This is a genomic window from Variovorax sp. GW460-12-1-14-LB1 (assembly GCF_059423605.1).
Genome location: NZ_JBWKYF010000065.1, coordinates 1 through 22,342 on the forward strand (window position 1 = coordinate 1; position 22,342 = coordinate 22,342).

Here is a 22,342-nt window from a genome sequence, read left to right on the forward strand (position 1 = left end):
CGTCCCTCCCTCCCGCTGCGCGCACCGCCGCCGCGCTGGTCCTCGGCCTCGGCCTGGCCGCCAGTGCGGCCTTCGCCCAGGCCCCGGCCGGCCAGACGATGCGGATCCAGATCAACTCCGACATCCGCTCCACCGACCCCGGCGGCAACCGCGACGACAACACCGACAACGTGCTCATCCACGTGGTCGAAGGCCTGGTCGCGCTGCGCGAAGACACCTCGGTCGGCCCGATGCTCGCGAGCAAGGTCGACACCTCGGCCGACGGCCTGACCTACACCTTCACCCTGCGCGACGGCGTGAAGTTCCAGAACGGCGCGGTGCTCACCGCCGACGACGTGGTGTGGAGCTGGCAGCGCTACCTCAAGCCCACCAGCGGCTGGCGCTGCCTGCCCGAGTTCGACGGCAAGGGCATGACCAAGGTGCTCGCGGTGGAAGCGCCCACGCCGAAGACGGTGGTGTTCAAGATCGAGCGCCCGAGCGCGCTGTTTCTCACCATGATGGCGCGCCCCGACTGCGGCGGCGCCGCCATCCTGCACCGCAGCTCGCTGGGCGCGGACGGCCAGTGGAAGGAGCCCGTGGGCACCGGCCCCTACAAGATCAAGGAGTGGAAGCGCGGCCAGTACATCGAGCTCACGCGCTTCGACGGCTACACCTCGCGCCCCGAAGCGCGCGACGGCCTCACGGGCGGCAAGAAGGCCGAGATCGAGAACCTGCGCTTCGTCGTCATTCCCGACTCGGCCGCGGCCAAGGCGGCGCTGTACAGCGGCGGCATCGACGCCTTCATCAGCCCCAGCCCGGCCGACGTGGTCGAGATGCGCGGTCGCAGCGACGTTCGCGTCGACACCACGCCGGTGATGACCATGGTGGCGCTGCTCCTGCAGACCACCGACCCGCTGCTGAAGGACGTGCGCATCCGCCGCGCGCTGGCACTGGCGCTCGACACGCCCGAGATCGCCAAGTCGGTCACCGAGGGCCTGTCGGCCGTCAACAACTCGGTCGTGCCTTCGTCCAGCCCGTTCTACAGCGCCGTGCAGGCCGGTGGCTACAAGCGCGACATCGCCGGCGCCAAGAAGCTGCTGGCCGAAGCCGGCTACCGCGGCCAGCCGATCAAGCTCGTCGCCAACAAGCGCTACGAGGCGCTGTACTCGGCCGCCGTGCTGGTGCAGGCCATGGCCTCCGAGGCCGGCATCAACATCGAACTGGAAGTGCTCGACTGGGCCACGCAGCTCGACCGCTACACCAAGGGCCAGTACCAGAGCATGGCCTTCATCTACTCGGCCCGCATCGACCCCTCGCTCAACTACGAGATGGTGTCCGGCGACAAGGCCACGCAGCCGCGCAAGGTGTGGGACAGCGCCGCCGCGCAGACCCGGCTCACCGAGAGCATGGTCTCGCGCGACAAGGCGCGCCGCCAGGTGCTGTTCGACGAGCTGCACAAGCAGATGCTGCAGGACGTGCCGATGGTCGTGCTCTTCAACGCCAGCGACGCCACCGCCATGCGCAAGAGCGTGACCGGCTTCAAGGGCTGGGCGCCGGCCAAGCCGCGGTTCTGGAACGTCCGGCTCGACGCGCGCGGCTGACGGGGCGCCGCCGCCATGCTTGCCTACCTCTTGCGCCGGATCGCCATGACGGTCCCGACGCTGCTGCTGGTGTCGATTGCCGTCTTCACGCTCATGCGGCTGATTCCGGGCGACCCGGTGCAGCTCATGCTCGGCGAAGGCGCCGACCCGGCGCAGCTCGAACTCGCCCGCCAGCAGATGGGGCTGGACCAGCCCCTGGTCACCCAGTACGTCGTGTGGCTGCGCCACGCGCTCACCGGCGACCTGGGCGTGTCTACCACCAACGGCCTGGCCGTGCTGCCGCTGATCTGGGAGCGCTTTCACGTGAGCGCCGTGATCGTGCTCACCGCCGTGGCGCTGGCCTCGCTGATCGCCGTGCCCGCCGGCCTCGTCGCCGCCTGGCGCAAGGACCGGCCGACCGACCTCGCCATCATCGGCGCGGCCACGCTGATGCTGTCGGTGCCGAGCTTCTGGCTCGGCCTGCTGCTGTTGATGTTCTTCGGCCAGTACCTGCACTGGCTGCCGGTGGTGGGCTACGTGCCCATGTCGGAAGACTTCTCGCAGGGCCTGCTGTACGTCATCCTGCCGATCGTCACGCTGGTGCTGGTCGAGACCGGCGTGCTCACGCGCATGTCGCGCGCCAGCACCATCGAGGTGCTGAGGCTCGAGTACGTGACGCACGCGCGCGCCAAGGGCGTGCCCGAGTCGCAGGTGCTGCGCCGCCACGTGCTGCCCAACGCCTTCAACCCCACGCTCACCATGATCGGCCTCATCCTGGGCCATCTGCTGAGCGGCATCGCGGTGCTCGAAACGGTGTTCACCCTGCCCGGCCTGGGCCGCCTGATGATCGATTCGATCTTCGCGCGCGACTACCCGGTGCTGCAGGGCTGCCTGCTGTTCACGGCCTGCATCTACGTGGTCATCAACCTGATCGTGGACATGTGCTATCCCCTCTTCGATCCCCGGGTGTCGGTGCAGTGAAAAAGCTCAAGACCCATACCCTCGTGGGCGGCCTGCTCATCGGCGTGCTGCTGGTCCTGGCACTGGTGGCCGCGCTGTGGACACCCTACAACCCGCTGGGCATCGACCTGCGCGGCAAGCTGCAGCCGCCGTCGATGGCGCACTGGCTGGGCACCGACGAGTTCGGGCGCGACGTGGCCAGCCGCGCCATGCGCGCGGCCTCCACCAGCTGCCTCATCGCGCTGCTCACGGTGGCGCTGGCCACCGCCGTCGGCCTCGTGGTGGGCGTGCTCGCCGGCTTCGTGCGCGGCTGGACCGACCGCGTGCTCATGGCTTTCAACGACACGCTGCTGGCCTTTCCGGGCCTGCTGCTGGCGCTGGGCGTGATGGTGATCGTGGGCGCCAACCAATGGGGCATCGTGCTCGCGCTGAGCATGGCCTACGCGCCCTCGGTGGTGCGCGTGGTGCGCGGCACCGTGCTGTCGCTGCGCGAGCGCGAGTACGTCGAGGCCTCGCGCATGATCGGCAACGGCGAGATCTACACCATGTGGCGCCACATCCTGCCCAACTGCGTGGCGCCCGTCGCCGTGCTGGCCACCAGCATGTTCGGCTGGGTGCTGCTGTCGGAAAGCGCCCTGAGCTTCCTCGGCCTGGGCGTGCCGCCGCCCGCGCCCACCTGGGGCAACATGCTCTCCAGCGCACGCCCCTACATGGCCTCGGCCGTGTGGCTGTGCCTGGTGCCGGGCCTGTGCATCGCGCTCACGCTGCTGGGCATCAACCTCCTGGGCGAATCGCTGCGCGACCGGCTCGACCCGCGCACGGAGAAGTCATGACCCATCCCTCTTCTTCCTCGGCGCCCGTGCTTTCCGTACGGCACTTGAAGATCGACCTGCACGGCGGCGCCCAGACGCTGGTGCACGACCTCTCGTTCGACGTGCGCCCCGGCGAGTTCCTTGCCGTGGTGGGCGAATCGGGCAGCGGCAAGACCATGGCCGCGCGCGCCATCCTGCAGCTGCTGCCGCCCGGCATCGCGCAAAGCGGCGGGCAGATCGTGTTCGACGGCGAAGACCTGAGCACCCGCGACGTGAAGGCCATGCGCCCCATCCGCGGGCCGGGCATCGGCATGGTGTTCCAGGAGCCGATGGTCTCGCTCAACCCGGTGCACCGCATCGGCGAGCAGATGGCCGAGGGCCTGCGCATGCACACGAAGCTGTCGGCCACCGAGATTCGCGCGCGCTGCCTCGAGATGCTGCGCCGCGTGCAGATCGCCGACCCCGAGCGTTGCCTGCACGCCTATCCGCACGAGTTCTCGGGCGGCATGCGCCAGCGCATCATGCTGGCCAGCGTGATGCTGCTCCAGCCGCGCCTGCTGATCGCCGACGAGCCGACCACCGCGCTCGACACGCTGAGCCAGCGCGAAGTGCTCGACCTCATGGTCGGCCTCGCGAAGGACCAGGGCACGGCCGTGCTGCTCATCACGCACAACCTCGGGCTGGTCGGGCGCTATGCGCAGCGCGCCATCGTGCTGGAGAAAGGCAAGCTGGTGGAGACGGGCGACGTGCCCGCCATCCTCGTCGACCCGAAGCAGCCCTACACCCGCAAGCTGGTCGACGCCCTGCCGCGCCGCCAGGCCGCGAAGCCGGCCCCGGCCACGGCGCAGCAGCCGCTGGTGCAGGTGCGCGGCCTGTGCGTGAGCTACCCCGGCGCACGCGCCGGCTTCTTCAAGCGCCATGCGCCGGTGCAGATCATCGACCGGCTCGACCTGGACATCCACCCCGGCGAGATGGTCGCGCTGGTGGGCGGCAGCGGCTCGGGCAAGACCACGCTGGGCCGCGCCATCCTGCGGCTCGCGCCGTCGCACGCGGGGCAGATCCTGTTTCGCGGCGACGACGTGCGCAGCGCCGACCGCGCCGCGCTGCACCGCTTCCGGCTCGCCTGCCAGCTGGTGTTCCAGGACCCGTTCTCGTCGCTCGACCCGCGCATGCGCGTGCAGGAGATCGTGGCCGAGCCGCTGCGCCACCTGCCCGCGCTCGATGCCGCCGCGCGCGTGAAGCGCGTGCACGAAACGCTCGACGAAGTCGGCCTGGACGGCCTGGGCGCGCGCTACCCGCACGAGCTCTCGGGCGGCCAGCGCCAGCGCGTGGCGATTGCGCGCGCGCTGGTGCGCCGGCCCGCCTTCGTGGTGGCCGACGAGCCCGTGTCCGCGCTCGACATGACCATCCAGGCGCAGGTGCTGCGGCTCTTTCAGAGCCTGCAGGCGCACCACGGCTTTGCGTGCCTCTTCATCAGCCACGACCTGGCGGCCGTCGAGCAGATCGCCGACCGCGTCGTCGTGATGGAGCGCGGCCGCATCGTCGAGCAAGGCCCGCGCGACGCCGTGTTCGACCGGCCGAGCCATGCCTACACGCAGGCGCTGCTGGCGGCCACGCCCCGGCCGCTCGCGTCGCTGGCCGAATCTGTCTCCTGCCCTTCCGAGAAAGTTTTTGCGTGACTGCCTCCTCCTTGCCCGCCACCTGGCTGAACCCCACCGCCCCGCCTCCGCTCGACCCGCAGATCGTCGAGTTCATGCGCCTCATGGCGGCCGAGGGCGGCCGCTACCCGAAGCGCCACACCATCCCGATCGCCGAAGGCCGCGCCAACGCCGAGAAGGTGCGCGCGCCGTGGACCGAAGGCGGCCCGACGATGGCGCGCACGGTCGAACAGCAGGTGCCCACGCGCCACGGCAACGTGCGCATCCGCGTGCACTACCCCCAGGCGCGCAGCCTGCAGGGCGCGCTGGTCTACATCCACGGCGGCGGCTTCGTGCTGTTCAGCCTCGACACCCACGACCGCGTGATGCGCGAGTACGCGGGCCGCGCGGGCATCGCCGTCATCGGCATCGACTACACGCGGGCGCCTGAAGCGCAGTTTCCGCAGCCGCACGACGAGTGCGTCGACGTGATGCGCTGGCTCGCGGCGAACGCGGGCACGCTCGACATCGACCCCGCGCAGCTCTTCATCGGCGGCGACTCGGCGGGCGCGAACCTGTCGGTGGGCGCCTGCCTCGTGCTGCGCGACGCGGGCGAGGCGCTGCCGCTGGGCATGCTGCTGAACTACGGCGCCTACAGCACCGAGCTGTACCGCGAGTCGGTGGTGCGCTACGGCGCGGGCGAGTACGGCCTGTCGCTGCACATGATGGTGTGGTTCTACGGCCTGTACCTGCGCCGGCCCGAAGACGCTCGCGACCCGCGCCTGGCCAGCCTCACGGCGCAGCTCGAAGGCCTGCCGCCCGCGTGCCTCGCGATCACCGAGTGCGACCCGCTGCACGACGACAGCGTGCTCATGGCCGCGCGGCTGCGCGAAGCCGGCGTGGCCGTGACCGACGTGCTCTACCCGGGCACGATCCACGGCTTTCTCGAAGCCGTGTCCATCGCCGACGTGGCCGGCCGCGCCTTCGACGATGCCGCCCGCTGGATGCACACGCTGGCCGCGCGCTGAAGCCCTCGCCATGTACACGCCCAAGCCGTACATCGAAGACGACCTCGCGACGCTGCACGCCGGCATCCGCGCCTGGAGCTTCGGCACGCTCATCACCGTCGGCCCGTCCGGCGCCAGCGCCACGCACCTGCCCTTCCTGCTCGATGCACAAGACGACGGCCCCGGCCTGCTCACCACGCACCTGTCGAAGAAGAACCCGCAGTTCGACGAACTGCGCGCGGGCGCCGAGGTGCTGGCCATCTTCCAGGGTCCGCATGCCTTCATCACGCCCAGCTGGTACGTGAAGCAGAGCACCTTCCCGACCTGGAACTACACCGCGATCCACGCGCGCGGCACGCCCCGCGTGATTGAGGAGCGCACGGCCATCCATGCCGTGCTGCGCCGCACCGTCGCGCTGTACGACACGCCACTGGGCGGCAACTGGGACTTCGACGCCATGCCCTTCGACTTCGTGGCGCCGCGCCTGGACATGATCGCGGCGGTCGAGATTCCCGTGCGCGTGCTCGAAGGCAAGTTCAAGCTCAACCAGGACCGCTCGGAAGAGGACCGCAAAGGCGTGATCGCCGCGCTGGAGCGGCTGGGCGATCCGCAGGGCGTGGCCGTGGCCGGGCTCATGCGGCAGCAGATGGCGTTGACGGTGGCGGGCTGAATCGCGACGGCACAATCGTCCGCGTGCCACGCCTACTTCACCTTCTGACCGCCGGCCTCGCGCTGGCCCTCTCGCTCGGTGCCGACGCGGCCGACCCAGCGCTGCTCGTCACCTCGCCCGTCGCGCTGCAGGCCGCCGAGAAAGCTGGCGCCGGTTTCGGCCGCTGGTTCGACGTGCCCTCTGCGGCCAGCGGCATCGCCACCAACCAGGCGCTCGCACGCTCGCCCGCCTGGCAATCGATCGCCGACCCGCTGAAGACCAGTCTCGCCGCCCTGCAGCGCCGCGACCCGCAAGCCGGCGTCGGCATTGCGCGCTACCCGCACCGTATCTTCGATGCGCGCTGGCTCGCCAGCCCCGACGCCTTCTTCGAGCTGGTCGGCGTGGCCAACCGCATGGACCGCCGCCCGTTCCAGCCCGGCGCCTGCGGCGAGACGCGGCTCGTGTACCGGCTGGCCTACCGCTCGGCCGCGATGCAGTCGCGCCTGCCGATGACCGTCGCCGTCGAGCTGCGCGGCGATGCGCCCGATGCAGACGGCAGCTGCGCCAGCGCGGCGCGGCGTTGGCAGCCACCACAGGCATCGATGAAGGACGAAGCGCTCGGCCGCTGGCTCGTGTCGGCCGACGGCCCGCTCGCGCCGCCGCGGCTCGCGCAGGCCCGCATCGCGCAGGTGACGACCAACCTGCAGAGCGTGCGCTGGCCCTCGGCCGTGCGGCCCGACCTCGGCGGCCATGCCGAGTACCTGCTGCGCGCCTTCCGCTGGAACGCGGGCGCGCAGCGCTTCGACGCAGGCCCGCTCGAGAACACGCCCGATGTCGTGAAGCTCAAGGCCGATGCCCCGCTGCGCAAGGCGCTGCTGCAGTGGCTGCAACAGCCCGACACGTTGCGCGCGCTCGACAGCGCCACCGTGCGCATCCCCGATCGCTTCCTGGCGGCCGAGTCGGTCTCCGTCGCGCCGCGCGGCCTCGAGCGCCTGGCGAACCGCCCCTTCGAACAGCTGTTCGCGCCCGGCGACTGGCAGCCCGTGCCCGGCAGCCGCACGCTGCAGTCACCGCAGGCCGTGTTGCGCCGTCTCGACGACCTGAGCTGCGCCGGCTGCCACCAGAGCCGCGCGGTCGCGGGCTTTCACCTGCTGGGCGTGGACCGGCGCGGCGCCTCGCGCACCTTCACGACCGGCAACGCGCTCGCGCTGCCGCACTCACCGCATTTGCAGGATGAACTGGCGCGGCGCGAACGCTATGTGAAGGCCGCGCTGACGACGCCAGTGCCCGACCCGTTCCGCCCGTTGGCCTCGCCGGACGATGCGAACGCGTTGCCGGAGAAAGCCACTGTCGGCGCCAGCTGCGAGCCCACGCGCATCACCGCCTCGGCCGACCCGTGGCGCGACCGCGCGCAGAAGCTGCCGCGCACCACCGCCACGACGTGCGAAGGCGAAGACTCCGTGTGCGAGAAAACCTCGGTCGGCTTCCCCGGCGGCATGTGCTCGGGCCGCTGCGATCCGAAAGACCCGAACGGCACCTGCGGCGGCATCGCCATCCTCAGCGACTTCAACCAGTGCCTGGCAGCCAAGCAACCCTTCGGCGATTGTTTGAGCAAGCACACGCGGCCCGGCAACCTGCGCAGCTGCTCGGCGCAACAGCCTTGCCGCGAGGACTACATCTGCGCGCAGGCCGAAGGCCAGCCCGAAGGACGCGGGGCGTGCATTCCGCCCTACTTCCTGTTCCAGATGCGGGTGGACGGGCATTCGTGAAGGCGGCTCCCGTACGGCTCCCGAATGAATGACACCCTCTCCCGCTTGCGGGAGAGGGTGGGGGTGAAGGTGAGCAGCGATGAAGGCCGCGCGATGTTGTCGGGTCCCCTCTGGCTGGCGGACCAGGGAGCCATTGCTGGTGCCAGATGAGAGGGCCGACCGCAAAAAATACCCAGTTCCAGGGATGTCATCGGACACTCTTTTTAACAATGATTGACATTTAGAAACCCCCTGCACGCCCGTCGACAGGGGGCTTCTTTTTGTTGAGTCATACAACCATAAAGAGGAGTCAAGATGCTTTTCAGTCAAGCAAGTTCGGTCGCGCGAATCGGCGCCGTGGCCGGTGCGGTCATGTTGGTGGCATCGTGCGGCGGGGGTGGAGGTGGCGGTACTTTTCTGCCGATGGTCGCACCGCCCCCTCCGGCGACAGTGCCGCCCGTCGTGAACCATTCCATCGGCGGCACGGTCACCGGCCTCGAAGGCCGCCTGGTGCTGCAAAACAATGCCGGCGACGACCTCCAGCTGTCGGCCGATGGCAAGTTCACCTTTGCAACGACCCTCGTCGAGGGCTCGGACTACAAGGTCAGCATCCGTACGCAGCCCCTGTGGCAGTTCTGTACCGTCACCAAGGACACCGGCAAGGCCTCGGCCGACGTGAGCGACGTGACGGTGGCCTGCTCAGCCGCGGCGGCCAAGGTCGAGACGCTCGCCGGCAGCGGCTCCCCGGGCGCCGCCAACGGCAAGGGTACGGCCGCATCGTTCTTGCTGCCTTACGGCATCGCCCTCACCAAGGATGGTGGTCTGCTCATCGGTGACTGGGGAAACAACCTCGTGCGCAAGATTTCGCCCGAGGCCGACGTCACTACGTTTGCCGGCAACGGAAACTTCGCGACGGTGGACGGCAACGGCACCGCCGCTTCGTTCGTAGACCTCGCCGGCCTCACCGTGGATGCGACCGACACCGCCTTCGTCGCGGACGCCGGCGGCCATCGAATCCGCAAGATCACGCCGACGGCCGATGTGACCACGGTGGCGGGCAATGGCACGAAGACCACGACCGATGGCAACGGAACCGCCGCCACCTTCAACACGCCCGTGTCGGTGGCCGTGGATGCTGCCGGCAATCTGTACGTTCTGGAGTATGGCGGCGGCGTTGTTCGCAAGATCACCCCCACCGGCGATGTCTCCACGCTGGCCGGCAGCAGCCCGCGGGGCTTTGCCGACGGCACGGGAACCGCCGCGAAATTCGGGCGCGGCTACAACATTGCCATCGACGCGTCAGGCAACCTCTACGTGGCGGACTCCGAGAACCATCGAATTCGCAAGATCACCCCCGCCGGGGTGGTCACGACCCTTGCAGGGACGGGAACGCCCGGCGCCACCGATGGACCCGGGAACTCCGCGACTTTCTCCGATCCCCGCGGCGTCGCTGTCGATGCGCACGGCAATGTCTACGTGGCCGATTTCGGGAGCAGCCTGTTGCGCAGGATCACACCGGCAGGGGTGGTCTCCACGCTCGCCGGCCAAAAGGGTGTTACGGGTGGGCAAGACGGCATCGGCGCGGCTGCCACGTTCGCGCAGCCGCTCGGGCTCACGATCAACGCGGCGGGCACGCTGTATGTCGCCGACACCTTCGGCAATGTGATCCGCAAGGTCACGCCGGTTCGGGCGCCCTGAGGCGCGCTGCGGCGACGTGCGCCGAGCGCGTCGCCGCGTCAGCCGCCGTCTGCGGCGGTGAGCAGCGATGGAGGCCGCGCGATGTTGTCAGGCCCCTGCCCTCACTCCCCCTCGTACCACCTGTCCTTCGCCAGCATCACCCTGTGATGCCCGCACCCCGACGGCATCATCGGAAAGCAGTTCTCCTGCGCCGCCACCTGCACGTCGAGAAAGAACGGCCCTTCGCTCTCCAGGCATTCGGCCAGCGCCTCTTCCAGCTCCGCCGGATCGGACACGCGCCGCGCCCCCCAGCCGAAGGCCTTCGCCAGCGCCACGAAATCCGGCAGCGCCTCGTTCCAGCTGTGGCTCAGGCGGTTGCCGTGGTTCAGCTCCTGCCACTGGCGCACCATGCCCATGTAGCCGTTGTTGCTCAGCACCAGCTTCACCGGGGTGCGATGCTGCATGGCAGTCGACAGCTCCTGGATGTTCATCAGCACCGAAGCGTCACCGCTCACGCACACCGTGAGCGCATCGGGGTGGCCGATCTGCGCGCCGATGGCCGCGGGCAGCCCGTAGCCCATGGTGCCGGCGCCGCCCGAGGTGAGCCAGTGGCGCGGGCTGTCGAAGCGCAGGTACTGCGCGGCCCACATCTGGTGCTGGCCCACATCGGTCGAGACGATCGCGTCGCGGCCCGCGATGGCCCGCTGCAGCGACGACATCAGCTGCTGCGGCAGGATTTCTTCGGTTGACGGCGTGAAAGCCAGGCAGTCTTCGGCGCGCCAGCGCTCGATGCGCGCCCACCACGGCGCCAGCCGCTCGGGTGCAAACTCGTCGGGCAGCAGCCCCAGCAGCGCTTCGACGATGGCGCCGCAGTCGCCCACCATCGGCACGTCGACGTGCACCACCTTGTTGATGCTGCCGGGGTCGATGTCGATGTGGATCTTGCGGGCGTGCGGGCAGAACTCGTCGAGCTTGCCCGTCACGCGGTCGTCGAAACGCGCGCCCACGCATACCACCAAGTCGGCCTCGTGCATCGCGAGATTGGCTTCGAGCATGCCGTGCATGCCCAGCATGCCGACGAACTTCGGGTCGGACGCGGGGAACGCGCCCAGCCCCATCAGCGTGAGCGTGCACGGCGCATGCAGCCGGTGCACCAGCTGAGTGAACGCCTCGCAGGCCGCCGGCCCCGAGTTGATGAGACCGCCGCCGCCGTAGAGCACCGGCCGGCGCGCGGTCGAGATCAGGTCAGCGGCGCGCTGCAGCATCGCCCGCGGCGGCAGCGGTGCGCGGCCCGTGCGCAGCGCGCGCAGCGGGGCCGGCGCCGCGCCGTGCGTGAGGCGCATCAGCTGGATGTCCTTCGGCACGTCGAGCAGCACCGGGCCGGGGCGGCCGGTGGTGGCGATGTCGAGCGCGCGGCGCACCAGCGCGGGCACGTCGTCGGCCGCGCGAACCTGCCGGTTCCACTTGGTCACCGGGCGCGACATGCCCAGCGCATCGCTCTCCTGGAAAGCCTGCGTGCCGATCACCGCCGTCGACACCTGCCCGCTGATGCACAGCACCGGCACCGAATCGCTCATCGCGTCGAGCAGCCCCGTGATCGTGTTGCCCACGCCCGGCCCCGAGGTGACCAGCACCACGCCCACGCGGCCCGTGCTGCGCGCATAGCCCTCGGCCGCATGCACCGCCGCCTGTTCGTGGCGCACCAGCACATGGCGCAGCCGGGGTTCACCGTGCAGCGCGTCGTACAGCGGCAGCGCCGCGCCGCCGGGGTAGCCGAAGATCGTGTCGACGCCGCATTCGACCAGCGTGTCGAGCAGCGCTTCGGCGCCGTTGCGCACGCGGGGTGGGGTCTCGGGCATGGCCGGCGAGAGGGAGGGCGAGGATGTGGGGGGAAGGTCGAGCAGTCGCATGCCGTCAATTCTTCCGCTCTTGAGGCAGAATTTGCTTCTTTCTTTTGGCTGTTTAAGCTCGAAACATGAAAACCAATCGCCAAACATCGACAGACAACGAAGGATCTTTCGACAAGACCGATCTGGCGATCCTGCGGGTGCTGCTGCTCGACTCGCGCAAGACCCTGCAGGAGATCGGCAACGAGGTCGGCTTGTCGCCCACCAGCTGCTGGACGCGCATCAAGAAACTCGAGGCCTCGGGCGTCATCAAGCGCTACACCGTCGACATCGACCCGGCCAAGCTGGGCTACCACGATTCGGTCATCGTGCAGGTCACCCTCGAGAGCCACACCGACGAAACCCTGTACGACTTCGGCCGCACCCTCGCCACCATTCCCGAGATCCAGGAGGCCTACCTGGTATCGGGCGACTACGACTACTACATCCGCATCGCCGTGCGCGACACGCGCGACTACGAGCGGCTGCTGCGCGAGAAGCTCTACAAGATTCCCGGCATTCGCCACAGCAAGTCGCACTTCGTGCTGCGGGTGCTGAAGGAAGCGACGGTGCCGCTGATCTGACGAATCGACGGGCCCGCATGAACGAATGGTGGGTACGATCGCCGACGAACGGCCTTTCGCAGCCGCCATCCCCTTCCATGAGATCGACTTCGGAACCTCGAACCCTGATCGTCCTGAGCGGACTGCCAGGCACAGGCAAGACAACCATCGCGCGCGAACTCGTGGCGCGTGCCCCGTCGGTGTACCTGCGCATCGACGCCATCGAGCACGCACTGAAAACCGCAAGCGGGCGCACTGACGACGTGGGCCCGGCGGGCTACGTCGTGGCCTACGCGCTGGCTCGGTCCAACCTTGCGCTCGGCATGTCCGTGGTTGCTGATTGCGTCAACCCGCTGCCGGTCACGCGTGAGGCGTGGCGGGCCGTGGCGGCGGAGACCTCGTCGCATCTGGTGGAGATCGAGGTCGTGTGCTCTGACGTCGTTGAGCATCGCAGGCGCGTGGAGAACCGGGAGGCCGACATTGCGGGCTTTGCGTTGCCGAGCTGGGAGGCTGTGCTTGGGCACGACTACGAGGCTTGGGATACGAGTCGCCTGGTCATCGACTCGGCGCTGGTGAGTACTAGCGAGGCGGCGGACCTGATCTGGCGGCGCATGCGTGAGCGGTAAATCGATGCGCTCCCGCTTCATCGACGCCTTCCTGGGCGCCATCGTGCTCGGCCCCTGGGCGGCGATGTTTGCCTATCTGGGCCTTGCACCGTTGGCCGCCTACTGGCTCGACGGCACCAAGCAACGCACGGGCTCCAGCCGCGGTTCTTCCTATTGGTGGAGCTTCCCGGACGCCGTGGCGGCGCAGTACCCGATGCTCACCTGGCTGCTCGAACTCAAAAGCCATGTCGTTGTGTGGAGCTGCCTGGCTGGCATGGTGATCGGGCCGGTGGTTGCGTGGATCATGAGCAGCCGCTTGAGCCGCATGCGTCGCGGCATTCGCTAGTATTTTTTTGAATGAACGATCGTCCATGAATCCGACCGCAGAGATCTCGGTGCAACCAGCGAAACCCGATGAATGGAAGACCTATCGAGACCTGCGCCTGCGGGCGTTGCTCGATTCCCCGGACGCCTTCGGAAGCACGTACGAGGCGGAGGCCACGAGAACCGATGCGATGTGGTCCGCTCGCATTGCTGCGGCGACTTCGTCGGGGAAAGACCGTGTGCTTTTCGCGTTCAACCGCACCGACGCCTGCGGCCTGATCTGGTGCAAGGTGTCCGGCGATGAACCGGCTGTCGCCGACCTTTTCCAGATGTGGGTTGATCCTGTATCACGAGGAATGGGAGCCGGTCACGCTTTGCTCAAGGAGGCGATTTCTTGGGCCGAGAGCATTGGCGTGAACCGCGTTCGTTTGGGTGTCACTGCCGGAGATACGCCGGCGATGCGCCTGTACGCAGCTTGCGGCTTCCGCCCCGATGGTGCGTTGGAGCTGCTGCGGGAACACTCGCATCTGATGGTGCAGCCGATGAGCCTTGCACTCGGGCCCGTTGGCTCGACGGACTGAATTCCGCCATCGGTCGCCTTGCCTTCGTTTAAGCTCAACTGACAAAACGCTCTCTGAGGTTTCGCCATGCTCCAAATGCGCCCCGGGTGTGAATGCTGCGACCGAGACTTGCCGCCGGATTCGGCCGATGCCCGCATCTGTTCTTTCGAGTGCACGTTCTGCAGCGAGTGCGCAAGCGGACGCCTTGCAGGCACATGCCCGAACTGTGGTGGCGAGTTGCTTCCGCGTCCGTCGCGGCCGGCTGCCAAGCTTGAGAAATTTCCGGGTTCGACGACGCGGGTGTTCAAGCCCGAAGGTTGCGCTGCGGCGTCGTGAAGTGCCTCGCCAGATTCGTCCCATCGACGACTGCCAGTGGCCAAGAAGAGCGGACGTTGATGGCTACGTCGCGAGACCCTGCGAAACTGTTTGGACAGGATCCTTCCATTCAAGTTCGCTCGGGAGAAATCATGGAATGGTCGCCGATCTCGGCCAGTGAGCTTGAAGCCTTGGTAGAACTCCAACTCTCAGAGTGCACGCTGACGGAGCGGGAAATTTTCTCCCAGTACCGCATTCCATTTCGCCTCACGGCTATCGAGCGCTTCGGCAAATACGAGAGCGTTTTCATTGTTGCGATGCATCGCTCCGTCGCCATGTACTTCGAGGATGTAGAAGAAGGATTCAATCTTTCTCCCCTGCGCTCTGATGGTTCGATTGCGCAGCCTGGGTGGCAGCAGTGGAGTCTTCAAGAAGCACTCAATAATCTTGTCCTTCCGCAGCCTGAATAGGGCGGGATGCGGCCACAACCAACCATTCACCGTGTTGGCCAAAAATGCGACGAAAGAAAGATGTATGCCGGCACGATGAGTGCGACCTCAAACAGCCGCTGCCTCAAGCATCTTCAAAAAAATCCCGAGTGCAGTTCTCCACGACGAAGCAGGCAAGTATCCGTATCGACCTGCTCCTCGGCGGCGAGGCTCGGCCACTGCCGGGCATTCCCCTGTTCTTCAAAGTCAGGTGGCGTCAGCATGACCACAGGAAAGAAGGAGTGAGATAAATGTCCAATGCAGAGCTTTTCGACCGCGACGAAACCAGCTACGAACGTTGGTTGCACGTCAATCCTGAAGGGTTTGTCGCCAACACTCTTCGAAGGCCCGCCGCACGCTACTTCGTACTCCACCGCGCGACCTGTCATTCCACTTCCACGCACAAGCCGCACACCGACGCAGCCGCGTTTACCGGCGGTAGATACATCAAGATATGTGCACATTCTCCGGAAGATTTGCTCGTGTGGGCGCGCTCCAACGGTATCGAAGAATTCTCCAGCTATTGCACTGCCTGCAAATCGATCGGATCGCAGCCTCGAAACTGATACACAGCTTGCCACCTTGACACTGACCCTATTGCCGCGAGGGCGGACACCAGTCAGGACCAGCCCTTCGCTCGGCCGACCATTTCTAAACTGGCGATGCCCCTCACAGCCTGACGTCAAACCATGGACTTCTACGACGACCTCGCCCCGCTGTATCACCTGATCTTCCCCGACTGGAGCCACAGCATCCGGCGGCAGGGCGAGCAGCTCGACAACGTCATCCAATCAGAATGGCCCGGGCATCGCACGGTGCTCGACGTCTCCTGCGGCATCGGCACACAGGCTCTTGCGCTTGCCGGGCGAGGCTACTCCGTCGTCGGGTCAGACCTGTCGGCCAGGGAAATCGAACGTGCGCGACGCGAAGCAGACCTTCGTGGCTTGGCCGTTGACTTCAAGGTCGCAGACATGCGTACGGCCCGCGAGGACCACGGTACCGGATATGACCTCGTCATTTCGTGCGACAACTCGGTCCCTCACTTGCTGACTGACGAGGACCTGCTGCTTGCGTTGCGCCAGTTCCTCGCGTGCTTGCGCCCCGGCGGCGGATGCGTCATCACGGTCAGGGACTACGACAAGGAAGAGCGCGGGACGAACCTGGTCAAGCACTATGGCGCGCGGGTTGAGGACGGCAAGCGGTACGTGCTTTTCCAGGTCTGGGATTTCGACGGCGACCACTACGACTTTTCCTTCTTCGTCGTCGAAGACGAACTGGCCACCGGGCTGGTGAAGACCCATGTCATGCGCTCCAGGTACTACGCAATCTCAGTCGAACGTCTTTGCGAGCTGATGAGAGAGGCTGGCTTCGAGGACGTGAAGTGACTCGACGCCGCGTTCTATCAGCCCGTCTTGGTCGGAACCAAGCCTGTGACTGGGTAGCTTGCTTCCGCGGGCAGAATGCGGGCACTAGCAGACACCAGCCAACCATGAAGCTGCCCCGTATCTCCTGGAGATTTTTCGCACTTGCTGCGCTCGTAGGCGGTGCCCTTTTCAACGAGAAGGTTCTTTCAAGAAATCCAGATCTGGAGAGAAGGCTCGTTGGCTGTTGGGTCGGAACTTCAGGCAGTGACTCAGCTTTTCCCGGGTCGGTCGTGTTCAAGTTCGAGGCGGATGGGACATTCAAGGGGCGTGGCGTAGAGAGCCTGATCACCAACAGGAAGCTGTCTAAGGTCGTGAAGGCATCTGGCACCTGGAAAGTCCAAAGAAACAAGTGGACACTTAGGTACACCGAGTCGAACGGGACTCTGCTATTTCCTCGGCCCGGAGCGGAGTGGAACTTCAAAGTTTTCGATGTGACCGGTGACGCGTTGGACGCCAGAGGCTGGGGCGCGAATGGGCGAAGTTTTGGCCTGGGTCGAATCAATCCCAACTCCAATGAATGTGTTGGCGAAGGGGGGGTGTCAGCCTAGGCTAGCTCGCACTGCCTGAGCTTCTGCTTCAGGCCCTTTGCGCCGATACCGATCGCAAGCGGGCCAGGTTCGCACATGAGCGATGCATCGCCTTACCATCCCTGATTTTTCCAATCGCGCCCCATGCACCAATCACTCGGCCTCGTCTCCCTGGTGGTCCCCGACTACGACAAGGCGCTCGAATTCTTCGTCGGCACACTGGGCTTCGAACTCGTCGAAGACACGCCCGTGCCTGCGCAAGGAAAGCGGTGGGTCGTCGTCAAGCCGCAGGGCGGGCAAGGGGCCTGCCTTCTCCTGGCACAGGCGTCGGCGCCAGAACAGCAACGCGCCATCGGCGATCAGGCCGGAGGCCGCGTGTTCCTGTTCCTGTACACGGACGACTTCTGGCGCGACTACGAAAAGTACAAGGCCGCAGGCGTCGAGTTCGTTCGCCCGCCGGAGGAGCAGCCGCACGGGGTCGTGGCTGTCTTCAAGGACCTGTGCGGGAACATGTGGGACCTGATCCAGCCCAATGCCAGCAACAGGAGCTGGCAGCTGTAAGAATGGCCTCGCTCCCTTTCACGAACCTCACTCTTCACCCGCGAAAGAACCGCCCATGACCGAGACCGCCAAGGTAAAAGGACCCGCCTCGTACTTCCCCTCCATCGAGAAGACCTACGGCCAGCCGATCGCGCATTGGATGGACATTCTTCAGGCTGCGGGCCCCCTCAAGCACATGGAGCTCGTGAGCCAGCTCAAGACCCAGCACCAGATGGGTCATGGGCATGCGAATGCGTTGGTTGCGGCGTTTCTTGCGAAGAAGTAGCACGCGCCATCGGCGCCAAGAATGCAGACCTTTGGCGCACGGAGGTGCAAACGGAGAACGACGCGCTCCCTTTTCGTCGAACAGCTCACCCAGGAGACACCATGCAGCTGCACACCGCCCGCATCTTCGTCCAAGACCTCGCCCTCGCCGCCCGCTTCTATGAAAAGATCCTCGGCCTGCCTCTGAAGGCCGACGGACGCGATCAGGGCTTTTGCGTGTTCGACGCAGGACCCATGAGTCTGGTGGTCGAGAGTGTCGAAGCAGATGCCCCGCCAGAAGACCTGGCCTTGGTGGGCCGCTTCACAGGCCTGTCTTTCGACGTGGACAACATCCAGTCGAAGTACACCGAACTCTCGTCACGCGGCGTCGCCTTCAGCGGCCTCCCCGAGGCGCAATCCTGGGGCGGCATCCTCGCCACGTTGCGCGACCCCGCCGGCAACGAGCTTCAACTGGTGCAGCAGCCCCGAACGTAGCCATTGGTGCACACTCGTCATACAATGAGAATAATTCTTATTTGGATGGCCTGGCCACCGCATTACGTCCGCCATGGCCGCCGATCCCGCTCTGCACCCGCACATCCACACCCTCTATAGCGAGCACCACGGGTGGTTGCAGGGCTGGTTGCGCAGGAAGCTCGGCAATGCCTTCGATGCGGCAGACCTCGCACAAGACACCTTTCTGCGCATCCTCACCGCGCCAGACCACACGCCCGAGAAGCAGTGCGACTGGCAATTGCGGGAGCCGCGCGCCTACCTGACGGTGGTCGCCAAGCGGTTGCTGGCCAACCTGTACCGCCGGCGTTCGCTGGAGCAGGCCTACCTCGAGGCCTTGAGCGCGTTGCCCGAACCGCTGGCGCCCTCGCCCGAGCAGCAGGCGATCATTCTCGAAACCCTGCAGGAGATCGACGCCATGCTCGACGGCTTGGCGCCGCCGGTGCGCCAGGCCTTCCTGATGGCGCAGCTCGAAGGGCTGGGCTATGCGGAGATCGCCGCGAAGCTGGGCGTGAGCGAGCGCACCGTCAAGCGCTACATGGCCGAGGCCATGGCCCGCTGCATCCTGCTGGTCGCGTGACGGTGCAACGCACGATGGCGGTCGGGGTCGACAAGGCCGTCGCTCTGCAGGCGGCGCAATGGTTCGTCCTGCTGCAGTCGGGCGAGGCCACGGCGGCCGAGCGCACACAATGGACGCGCTGGCGGGCGGCCGACCCCGCGCACGAAGCGGCCTGGCAGCGCGCCGAGCAAGTCAGCGGCAAGTTCGGCAGGCTGCCGGGCGCGCTGTCGATGCCGGTGCTGGGCCGCGCAGTGCGAAGCGACCGCCGCGCAGCCGTCAAGGCACTCGCCGTGCTGCTGACCGCAGCGCCTGCCGGCTGGCTGGCCTGGCGCGCGTCCCCGGCGCGCGAATGGCTGGCCGACCACCGCACCGCCACGGGCGAACGCCGCGAACTGCGACTGCCCGACGGCACGCGCCTGCAGCTCAACACCGCGACGGCCATCGACGTGGCCTACGGCGCGACGCAGCGCGTGGTGCGGCTGCATGCGGGCGAAATACTCATCGACACGGCGCCCGATGCCGTGCCCTCTTCCGACCCCGCCTACCGCCCCTTCATCGTCGAGACCGCGCAGGGGCGCCTGCGTGCGCTGGGCACGCGCTTCGTGGTCCGGCAGCACGAAGGCGATCGCAGCCATCTGACGGTGCTCGACGGCGCGGTCGAGGTTCGCCCCGACAGCGCACGCAGCCTCGCGGCGGTGGTGCGTGCCGGCGAGCAGGCCATGTTTTCTTCGACAGCCATCGGCGAGATCACGGCGGCAGACGCCGATGCCGACGATTGGTCGCGCGGTGTCCTGCGCGCCAGGAACATGCGGCTGCACGACTTCCTCGCCGAGCTGGGCCGCTACCGGCCCGGCGTGCTGCGTTGCGATCCGGCGGTGGCCGACCTGCGCGTGTCGGGCGTCTTCCAGTTGCGCGACACGGGCCCGGTGCTCGACAGCCTGCCGCAGGCCTTGCCGGTGGACGTGCTCTTTCGCACGCGCTACTGGGTCACGGTGGTGGCGCCGGGCGGTTGAGGCATCGGGTGCCGGCGGCGATTTCGGTCGCTGCGTTTTTTTCCGTCGCGTCCTGTCCCCTTTTCTTTCCTCGCGTGTGAAGCCTTGAGGAACAGCAACTTCACACCCTTGCAGGAGAGAGAGAAATCCATGGCCCGTCGCCGACCGTCCCCCCTTGATTCCGACACCGTCTCGTTGCGTGCGCTGTCGCTCGCCGTGCATGGCGCGCTGTTCGCCATGGCGTGCGCCGCCGCCGGGACGGTCGCCGCGCAGACGTCGAGCGCGCCCAACGCACCAGCCGTGCAGACGGAAGCACGCAAGGCCTACAACATCGCACCCGGCCCGCTCGACGAGGCCCTGTCGAGCTTCGCCGCCTCTGCCGGCGTGAGCATCACGATTCCGCCGGCCCTCGCGCAGGGCAAGCGATCACCCGGCTTGCAGGGCCAGCACGCCGTGGGCGAAGGCTTCGCGCGGCTGCTGGCCGGCTCGGGCCTCGAGGCGGCGGGCGGTGCGGGCGGCTCGTATGCGCTGCGCCGCTCGAGCATCGGCGGCCCTGCAGACACTGGCGCCGACGGCAGCACGACGCTCGCACCGGTCACCGTCACGGCCGAGGCCGAACGCAGCGCCACCACCGAAGGCACGCGCTCGTACACGGCGCGCGCGTTGACGCTCGGCAAGGGCGAGCAGGCGCTCAAGGACATTCCCCAGTCGGTCAGCGTGATCACGCGCCAGCGCATGGACGATCAGGGCCTCGTCGACCTGCGCGATGCGGTCAACAACGTCACGGGCGTGGTGGGCGTCAAGGGCGTGGGCCCGGGCATGGTCCTCACGTCGCGCGGCTTCCAGATCGACGCCTGGCAATACGACGGCGTGCCCGTGCCGCGCAACATGTACTCGCTGGGCAACTGGGCCACCGAAGACACCGTGTTCTTCGACCGCGTGGAAGTGCTGCGCGGCGCCTCGGGCCTGCTGCAGGGCACCGGCAGCCCGGGCGGCGCGATCAACCTCGTGCGCAAGCGCGGCCAGCCCGAGAAGACGCTCACGCTCACCGGCAAGGCGGGCTCGTGGGACCACTACGGCGCGCAGCTCGACGCCGGCGGTCCGCTCAATGCCGAAGGCACGCTGCGCGGCCGCGTGGTGGTCGACGAAGACCGCAGCCACTCGTTCACCGACTACGTGTGGCGCAAGACGCGCTCGCTCTACGGCGCCATCGACTACGACATCTCGCCCGACACCACCGTCGGCTTCGGCGTGAGCCACTCGCACGCCAAGGGGCGTCCGATGCTGCGCGGTTTTCCGCGCTACCCGGACGGCACCGACATCGGGCTGCCGCGCTCCGTGTTCACGGGCGCCCTGTGGAACCACAGCGACATCGAGCAGACCACGGTGTATGTCGACGCCGAGCACCGCTTCAACGACAAGTGGAAGCTGAAGTTCTCCGCGCTCGGCATGAACGAGAAGAACAGCGCGCAGCACCAGCGCATGCACGGCGACGTGCAAGCCGACGGCAGCGGCCTGAACTTCGCCGACTGGGACACCCGCTTCGATTCCCGCAAGCTCGGCTTCGACGTCTACCTGCGCGGACGCTTCGACGCGCTGTCGATGCAGCACGACCTGACCATCGGCGCCAACTACTCGAAGTTCGAGTCGACCGACCGGTATGCGCGCCGGTTCAGCGGCGGCGGCAACATCTTCGCCATCGACCACAACCGCCCCGCGCAGAACTACGACACCATCATGGCGGCGGGCGGCGGAAAGAGCCACACGCACTACGACGTGCGGCAAAAGGGCATCTACGGCAGCTGGCGGGCCCAGCTGGCCGAGCCGCTCACGGCCATCGTCGGCGCGCGCCTGAGCTGGTACGACTACCTCTACTCGAGCCAGTCCGCGGGCTTCACGAGCACCGTCTCCACGTCGGGCGAAGTGACGCCCTACGTCGGCCTCGTGTTCGCGCTCAACAAGCAATGGTCGGCCTACGCGAGCTACACCGACGTGTTCGAGCCGCAGACCGAGCGCACCGTCTCGGGCGACGGGCTCAAGCCCATCATCGGCAGCAACTACGAGGTGGGCCTGAAGGGCGAGCTGATGGACGGCCGCCTGAACACCTCGCTGGCCGTGTTCCGCTACAACCACACCAACCGCGCCGTGACCGACCGCGACGGCGGCTTTGCCTGCGACGGCTGGTACTGCTCCAAGTCGTCGGGCAAGGTGCGCAGCCAGGGTTTCGAGGCCGAGGTCAGCGGCGAGGTCGCGCCGCGGCTGCAGCTCACGGCGGGCTACACCTACAACACCACCCGGTTCCTCGAAGACCCGGACAACAAGGGCAAGATCTTCAGCCAGTGGACGCCCAAGCACATGCTGCGCGTGTGGACCAACTACCAGCTACCGGGCGACTGGAGCCGGCTCAGCGTGGGCGGCGGCTTCAGCATCCAGAGCCACACGCTGGGCTACGACCGCACGTACAAGGTGCCCGGCTTCGCCGTGTGGAGCGCGCGCCTGGCCTACCAGCTGACGCCGGAGGTGGCGCTGGCCGTCAACATCAACAACGTCTTCGACAAGCGCTACTACATCCCGGCCTACAGCGAGGCCAACGGGAACAACAACTACGGCGATCCGCGCAACGTGCTGTTCACTGTGAAGTACACGCCGAAGCTGTGAGTTAGGGAGAAGGGGCGCGCGGTTGGCGTGGCCCTTTTTTCTCTCTCGCTACCAAAGCGCGGAAAATCGCCTCGG

At 67.2% G+C, this 22,342-nt stretch carries 23 protein-coding genes; 22 read left to right on the forward strand and 1 reads right to left on the reverse strand.

Annotated features, from left to right (window positions below; all coding sequences use genetic code 11):
* Nucleotides 1–53 precede the first annotated feature (53 nt).
* The 8 genes from AC07Y4_RS25480 to AC07Y4_RS25515 all read left to right on the forward strand — a co-directional run bounded on the left by AC07Y4_RS25480 (nucleotide 54) and on the right by AC07Y4_RS25515 (nucleotide 10,070).
* Nucleotides 54–1,580 carry an ABC transporter substrate-binding protein gene (locus AC07Y4_RS25480; RefSeq protein WP_495275306.1) on the forward strand — a complete coding sequence of 509 codons (1,527 nt, stop codon included), beginning with the start codon at nucleotides 54–56 and terminating at the stop codon, nucleotides 1,578–1,580.
* 15 nt (nucleotides 1,581–1,595) lie between these two features.
* On the forward strand, nucleotides 1,596–2,540 hold the full coding sequence (locus AC07Y4_RS25485; protein WP_062473187.1) for an ABC transporter permease: 945 nt from the start codon (nucleotides 1,596–1,598) through the stop codon (nucleotides 2,538–2,540).
* Entirely contained in the window at nucleotides 2,537–3,352 is an 816-nt protein-coding gene (locus tag AC07Y4_RS25490; RefSeq protein ID WP_495275274.1) for an ABC transporter permease, read from the forward strand. The genes AC07Y4_RS25485 and AC07Y4_RS25490 overlap by 4 nt, the downstream gene beginning before the upstream one ends.
* Entirely contained in the window at nucleotides 3,349–5,010 is a 1,662-nt protein-coding gene (locus AC07Y4_RS25495) for an ABC transporter ATP-binding protein (protein WP_495275275.1), read from the forward strand. The genes AC07Y4_RS25490 and AC07Y4_RS25495 overlap by 4 nt, the downstream gene beginning before the upstream one ends.
* Nucleotides 5,007–5,996, forward strand: coding sequence for an alpha/beta hydrolase fold domain-containing protein (locus AC07Y4_RS25500; RefSeq protein ID WP_495275276.1), 990 nt, complete (start codon nucleotides 5,007–5,009; stop codon nucleotides 5,994–5,996). The genes AC07Y4_RS25495 and AC07Y4_RS25500 overlap by 4 nt, the downstream gene beginning before the upstream one ends.
* Before the next feature lie 10 nt (nucleotides 5,997–6,006).
* Nucleotides 6,007–6,645, forward strand: a complete 639-nt coding sequence (locus tag AC07Y4_RS25505; protein WP_487849421.1) for an FMN-binding negative transcriptional regulator — start codon at nucleotides 6,007–6,009, stop codon at nucleotides 6,643–6,645.
* A 23-nt stretch (nucleotides 6,646–6,668) separates the two neighbouring features.
* Complete coding sequence (locus AC07Y4_RS25510; RefSeq protein ID WP_495275277.1) at nucleotides 6,669–8,393, forward strand: hypothetical protein; 1,725 nt, start codon at nucleotides 6,669–6,671, stop codon at nucleotides 8,391–8,393.
* A 294-nt stretch (nucleotides 8,394–8,687) separates the two neighbouring features.
* Complete coding sequence (locus AC07Y4_RS25515; RefSeq protein ID WP_495275278.1) at nucleotides 8,688–10,070, forward strand: NHL repeat-containing protein; 1,383 nt, start codon at nucleotides 8,688–8,690, stop codon at nucleotides 10,068–10,070.
* 101 nt (nucleotides 10,071–10,171) lie between these two features.
* Here the strand turns inward: AC07Y4_RS25515 and ilvB are convergent, their stop codons facing one another.
* Entirely contained in the window at nucleotides 10,172–11,959 is a 1,788-nt protein-coding gene (gene ilvB / locus AC07Y4_RS25520; protein WP_495275279.1) for a biosynthetic-type acetolactate synthase large subunit, read from the reverse strand.
* A gap of 65 nt (nucleotides 11,960–12,024) precedes the next feature.
* On the opposite strand from ilvB, the gene AC07Y4_RS25525 reads away from it, so the two are divergent.
* From AC07Y4_RS25525 to AC07Y4_RS25590, 14 genes are all read left to right on the forward strand, one after another.
* Nucleotides 12,025–12,519, forward strand: a complete 495-nt coding sequence (locus tag AC07Y4_RS25525) for an Lrp/AsnC family transcriptional regulator (RefSeq protein ID WP_390343302.1) — start codon at nucleotides 12,025–12,027, stop codon at nucleotides 12,517–12,519.
* 77 nt (nucleotides 12,520–12,596) lie between these two features.
* Nucleotides 12,597–13,124 (forward strand): P-loop nucleotide/nucleoside kinase family protein, encoded by a 528-nt coding sequence (locus AC07Y4_RS25530; protein WP_495275280.1) that lies wholly within the window; start codon nucleotides 12,597–12,599, stop codon nucleotides 13,122–13,124.
* Nucleotides 13,125–13,128: 4 nt separating this feature from the next.
* Nucleotides 13,129–13,449, forward strand: a complete 321-nt coding sequence (locus tag AC07Y4_RS25535; protein WP_495275281.1) for a hypothetical protein — start codon at nucleotides 13,129–13,131, stop codon at nucleotides 13,447–13,449.
* A 25-nt stretch (nucleotides 13,450–13,474) separates the two neighbouring features.
* Nucleotides 13,475–14,008: a GNAT family N-acetyltransferase gene (locus AC07Y4_RS25540; RefSeq protein ID WP_495275282.1), complete on the forward strand. Its 534-nt coding sequence runs from the start codon at nucleotides 13,475–13,477 to the stop codon at nucleotides 14,006–14,008.
* Between the two features lie 66 nt (nucleotides 14,009–14,074).
* Nucleotides 14,075–14,323: a DUF1272 domain-containing protein gene (locus AC07Y4_RS25545; protein WP_495275283.1), complete on the forward strand. Its 249-nt coding sequence runs from the start codon at nucleotides 14,075–14,077 to the stop codon at nucleotides 14,321–14,323.
* 59 nt (nucleotides 14,324–14,382) lie between these two features.
* Nucleotides 14,383–14,772, forward strand: coding sequence for a hypothetical protein (locus tag AC07Y4_RS25550; protein ID WP_495275284.1), 390 nt, complete (start codon nucleotides 14,383–14,385; stop codon nucleotides 14,770–14,772).
* 269 nt (nucleotides 14,773–15,041) lie between these two features.
* Nucleotides 15,042–15,356, forward strand: coding sequence for a hypothetical protein (locus tag AC07Y4_RS25555; protein WP_495275285.1), 315 nt, complete (start codon nucleotides 15,042–15,044; stop codon nucleotides 15,354–15,356).
* A 123-nt stretch (nucleotides 15,357–15,479) separates the two neighbouring features.
* Entirely contained in the window at nucleotides 15,480–16,175 is a 696-nt protein-coding gene (locus AC07Y4_RS25560; protein WP_495275286.1) for a class I SAM-dependent methyltransferase, read from the forward strand.
* Between the two features lie 710 nt (nucleotides 16,176–16,885).
* On the forward strand, nucleotides 16,886–17,302 hold the full coding sequence (locus AC07Y4_RS25565) for a VOC family protein (RefSeq protein ID WP_070061082.1): 417 nt from the start codon (nucleotides 16,886–16,888) through the stop codon (nucleotides 17,300–17,302).
* A 55-nt stretch (nucleotides 17,303–17,357) separates the two neighbouring features.
* Nucleotides 17,358–17,567, forward strand: coding sequence for a DUF4287 domain-containing protein (locus AC07Y4_RS25570; protein WP_070061083.1), 210 nt, complete (start codon nucleotides 17,358–17,360; stop codon nucleotides 17,565–17,567).
* Nucleotides 17,568–17,668: 101 nt separating this feature from the next.
* The gene (locus tag AC07Y4_RS25575; protein WP_495275287.1) at nucleotides 17,669–18,040 is read left to right on the forward strand and encodes a VOC family protein; all 372 of its coding nucleotides are present in this window, start codon (nucleotides 17,669–17,671) and stop codon (nucleotides 18,038–18,040) included.
* A gap of 73 nt (nucleotides 18,041–18,113) precedes the next feature.
* Complete coding sequence (locus AC07Y4_RS25580) at nucleotides 18,114–18,638, forward strand: sigma-70 family RNA polymerase sigma factor (protein WP_070061085.1); 525 nt, start codon at nucleotides 18,114–18,116, stop codon at nucleotides 18,636–18,638.
* Nucleotides 18,635–19,630, forward strand: coding sequence for a FecR domain-containing protein (locus AC07Y4_RS25585; RefSeq protein ID WP_495275288.1), 996 nt, complete (start codon nucleotides 18,635–18,637; stop codon nucleotides 19,628–19,630). The genes AC07Y4_RS25580 and AC07Y4_RS25585 overlap by 4 nt, the downstream gene beginning before the upstream one ends.
* A 129-nt stretch (nucleotides 19,631–19,759) precedes the next feature.
* Complete coding sequence (locus tag AC07Y4_RS25590; RefSeq protein WP_307585057.1) at nucleotides 19,760–22,267, forward strand: TonB-dependent siderophore receptor; 2,508 nt, start codon at nucleotides 19,760–19,762, stop codon at nucleotides 22,265–22,267.
* Nucleotides 22,268–22,342: the final 75 nt, after the last annotated feature.

What these genes read in the sequence shown, in the direction of transcription:
- AC07Y4_RS25565 (WP_070061082.1), top strand. Translation starts at nt 16,886, where the DNA reads ATGCACCAATCACTCGGCCTCGTCTCCCTGGTGGTCCCCGACTACGAC.
- AC07Y4_RS25530 (WP_495275280.1), top strand. Translation starts at nt 12,597, where the DNA reads ATGAGATCGACTTCGGAACCTCGAACCCTGATCGTCCTGAGCGGACTG.
- AC07Y4_RS25525 (WP_390343302.1), top strand. Translation starts at nt 12,025, where the DNA reads ATGAAAACCAATCGCCAAACATCGACAGACAACGAAGGATCTTTCGAC.
- AC07Y4_RS25580 (WP_070061085.1), top strand. Translation starts at nt 18,114, where the DNA reads ATGGCCGCCGATCCCGCTCTGCACCCGCACATCCACACCCTCTATAGC.
- AC07Y4_RS25485 (WP_062473187.1), top strand. Translation starts at nt 1,596, where the DNA reads ATGCTTGCCTACCTCTTGCGCCGGATCGCCATGACGGTCCCGACGCTG.
- AC07Y4_RS25515 (WP_495275278.1), top strand. Translation starts at nt 8,688, where the DNA reads ATGCTTTTCAGTCAAGCAAGTTCGGTCGCGCGAATCGGCGCCGTGGCC.
- AC07Y4_RS25590 (WP_307585057.1), top strand. Translation starts at nt 19,760, where the DNA reads ATGGCCCGTCGCCGACCGTCCCCCCTTGATTCCGACACCGTCTCGTTG.
- AC07Y4_RS25575 (WP_495275287.1), top strand. Translation starts at nt 17,669, where the DNA reads ATGCAGCTGCACACCGCCCGCATCTTCGTCCAAGACCTCGCCCTCGCC.
- AC07Y4_RS25505 (WP_487849421.1), top strand. Translation starts at nt 6,007, where the DNA reads ATGTACACGCCCAAGCCGTACATCGAAGACGACCTCGCGACGCTGCAC.
- AC07Y4_RS25495 (WP_495275275.1), top strand. Translation starts at nt 3,349, where the DNA reads ATGACCCATCCCTCTTCTTCCTCGGCGCCCGTGCTTTCCGTACGGCAC.
- AC07Y4_RS25540 (WP_495275282.1), top strand. Translation starts at nt 13,475, where the DNA reads ATGAATCCGACCGCAGAGATCTCGGTGCAACCAGCGAAACCCGATGAA.
- AC07Y4_RS25535 (WP_495275281.1), top strand. Translation starts at nt 13,129, where the DNA reads ATGCGCTCCCGCTTCATCGACGCCTTCCTGGGCGCCATCGTGCTCGGC.
- ilvB (WP_495275279.1), bottom strand. Translation starts at nt 11,959, where the DNA reads ATGCGACTGCTCGACCTTCCCCCCACATCCTCGCCCTCCCTCTCGCCG.
- AC07Y4_RS25545 (WP_495275283.1), top strand. Translation starts at nt 14,075, where the DNA reads ATGCTCCAAATGCGCCCCGGGTGTGAATGCTGCGACCGAGACTTGCCG.
- AC07Y4_RS25550 (WP_495275284.1), top strand. Translation starts at nt 14,383, where the DNA reads ATGGCTACGTCGCGAGACCCTGCGAAACTGTTTGGACAGGATCCTTCC.
- AC07Y4_RS25555 (WP_495275285.1), top strand. Translation starts at nt 15,042, where the DNA reads ATGTCCAATGCAGAGCTTTTCGACCGCGACGAAACCAGCTACGAACGT.
- AC07Y4_RS25570 (WP_070061083.1), top strand. Translation starts at nt 17,358, where the DNA reads ATGACCGAGACCGCCAAGGTAAAAGGACCCGCCTCGTACTTCCCCTCC.
- AC07Y4_RS25560 (WP_495275286.1), top strand. Translation starts at nt 15,480, where the DNA reads ATGGACTTCTACGACGACCTCGCCCCGCTGTATCACCTGATCTTCCCC.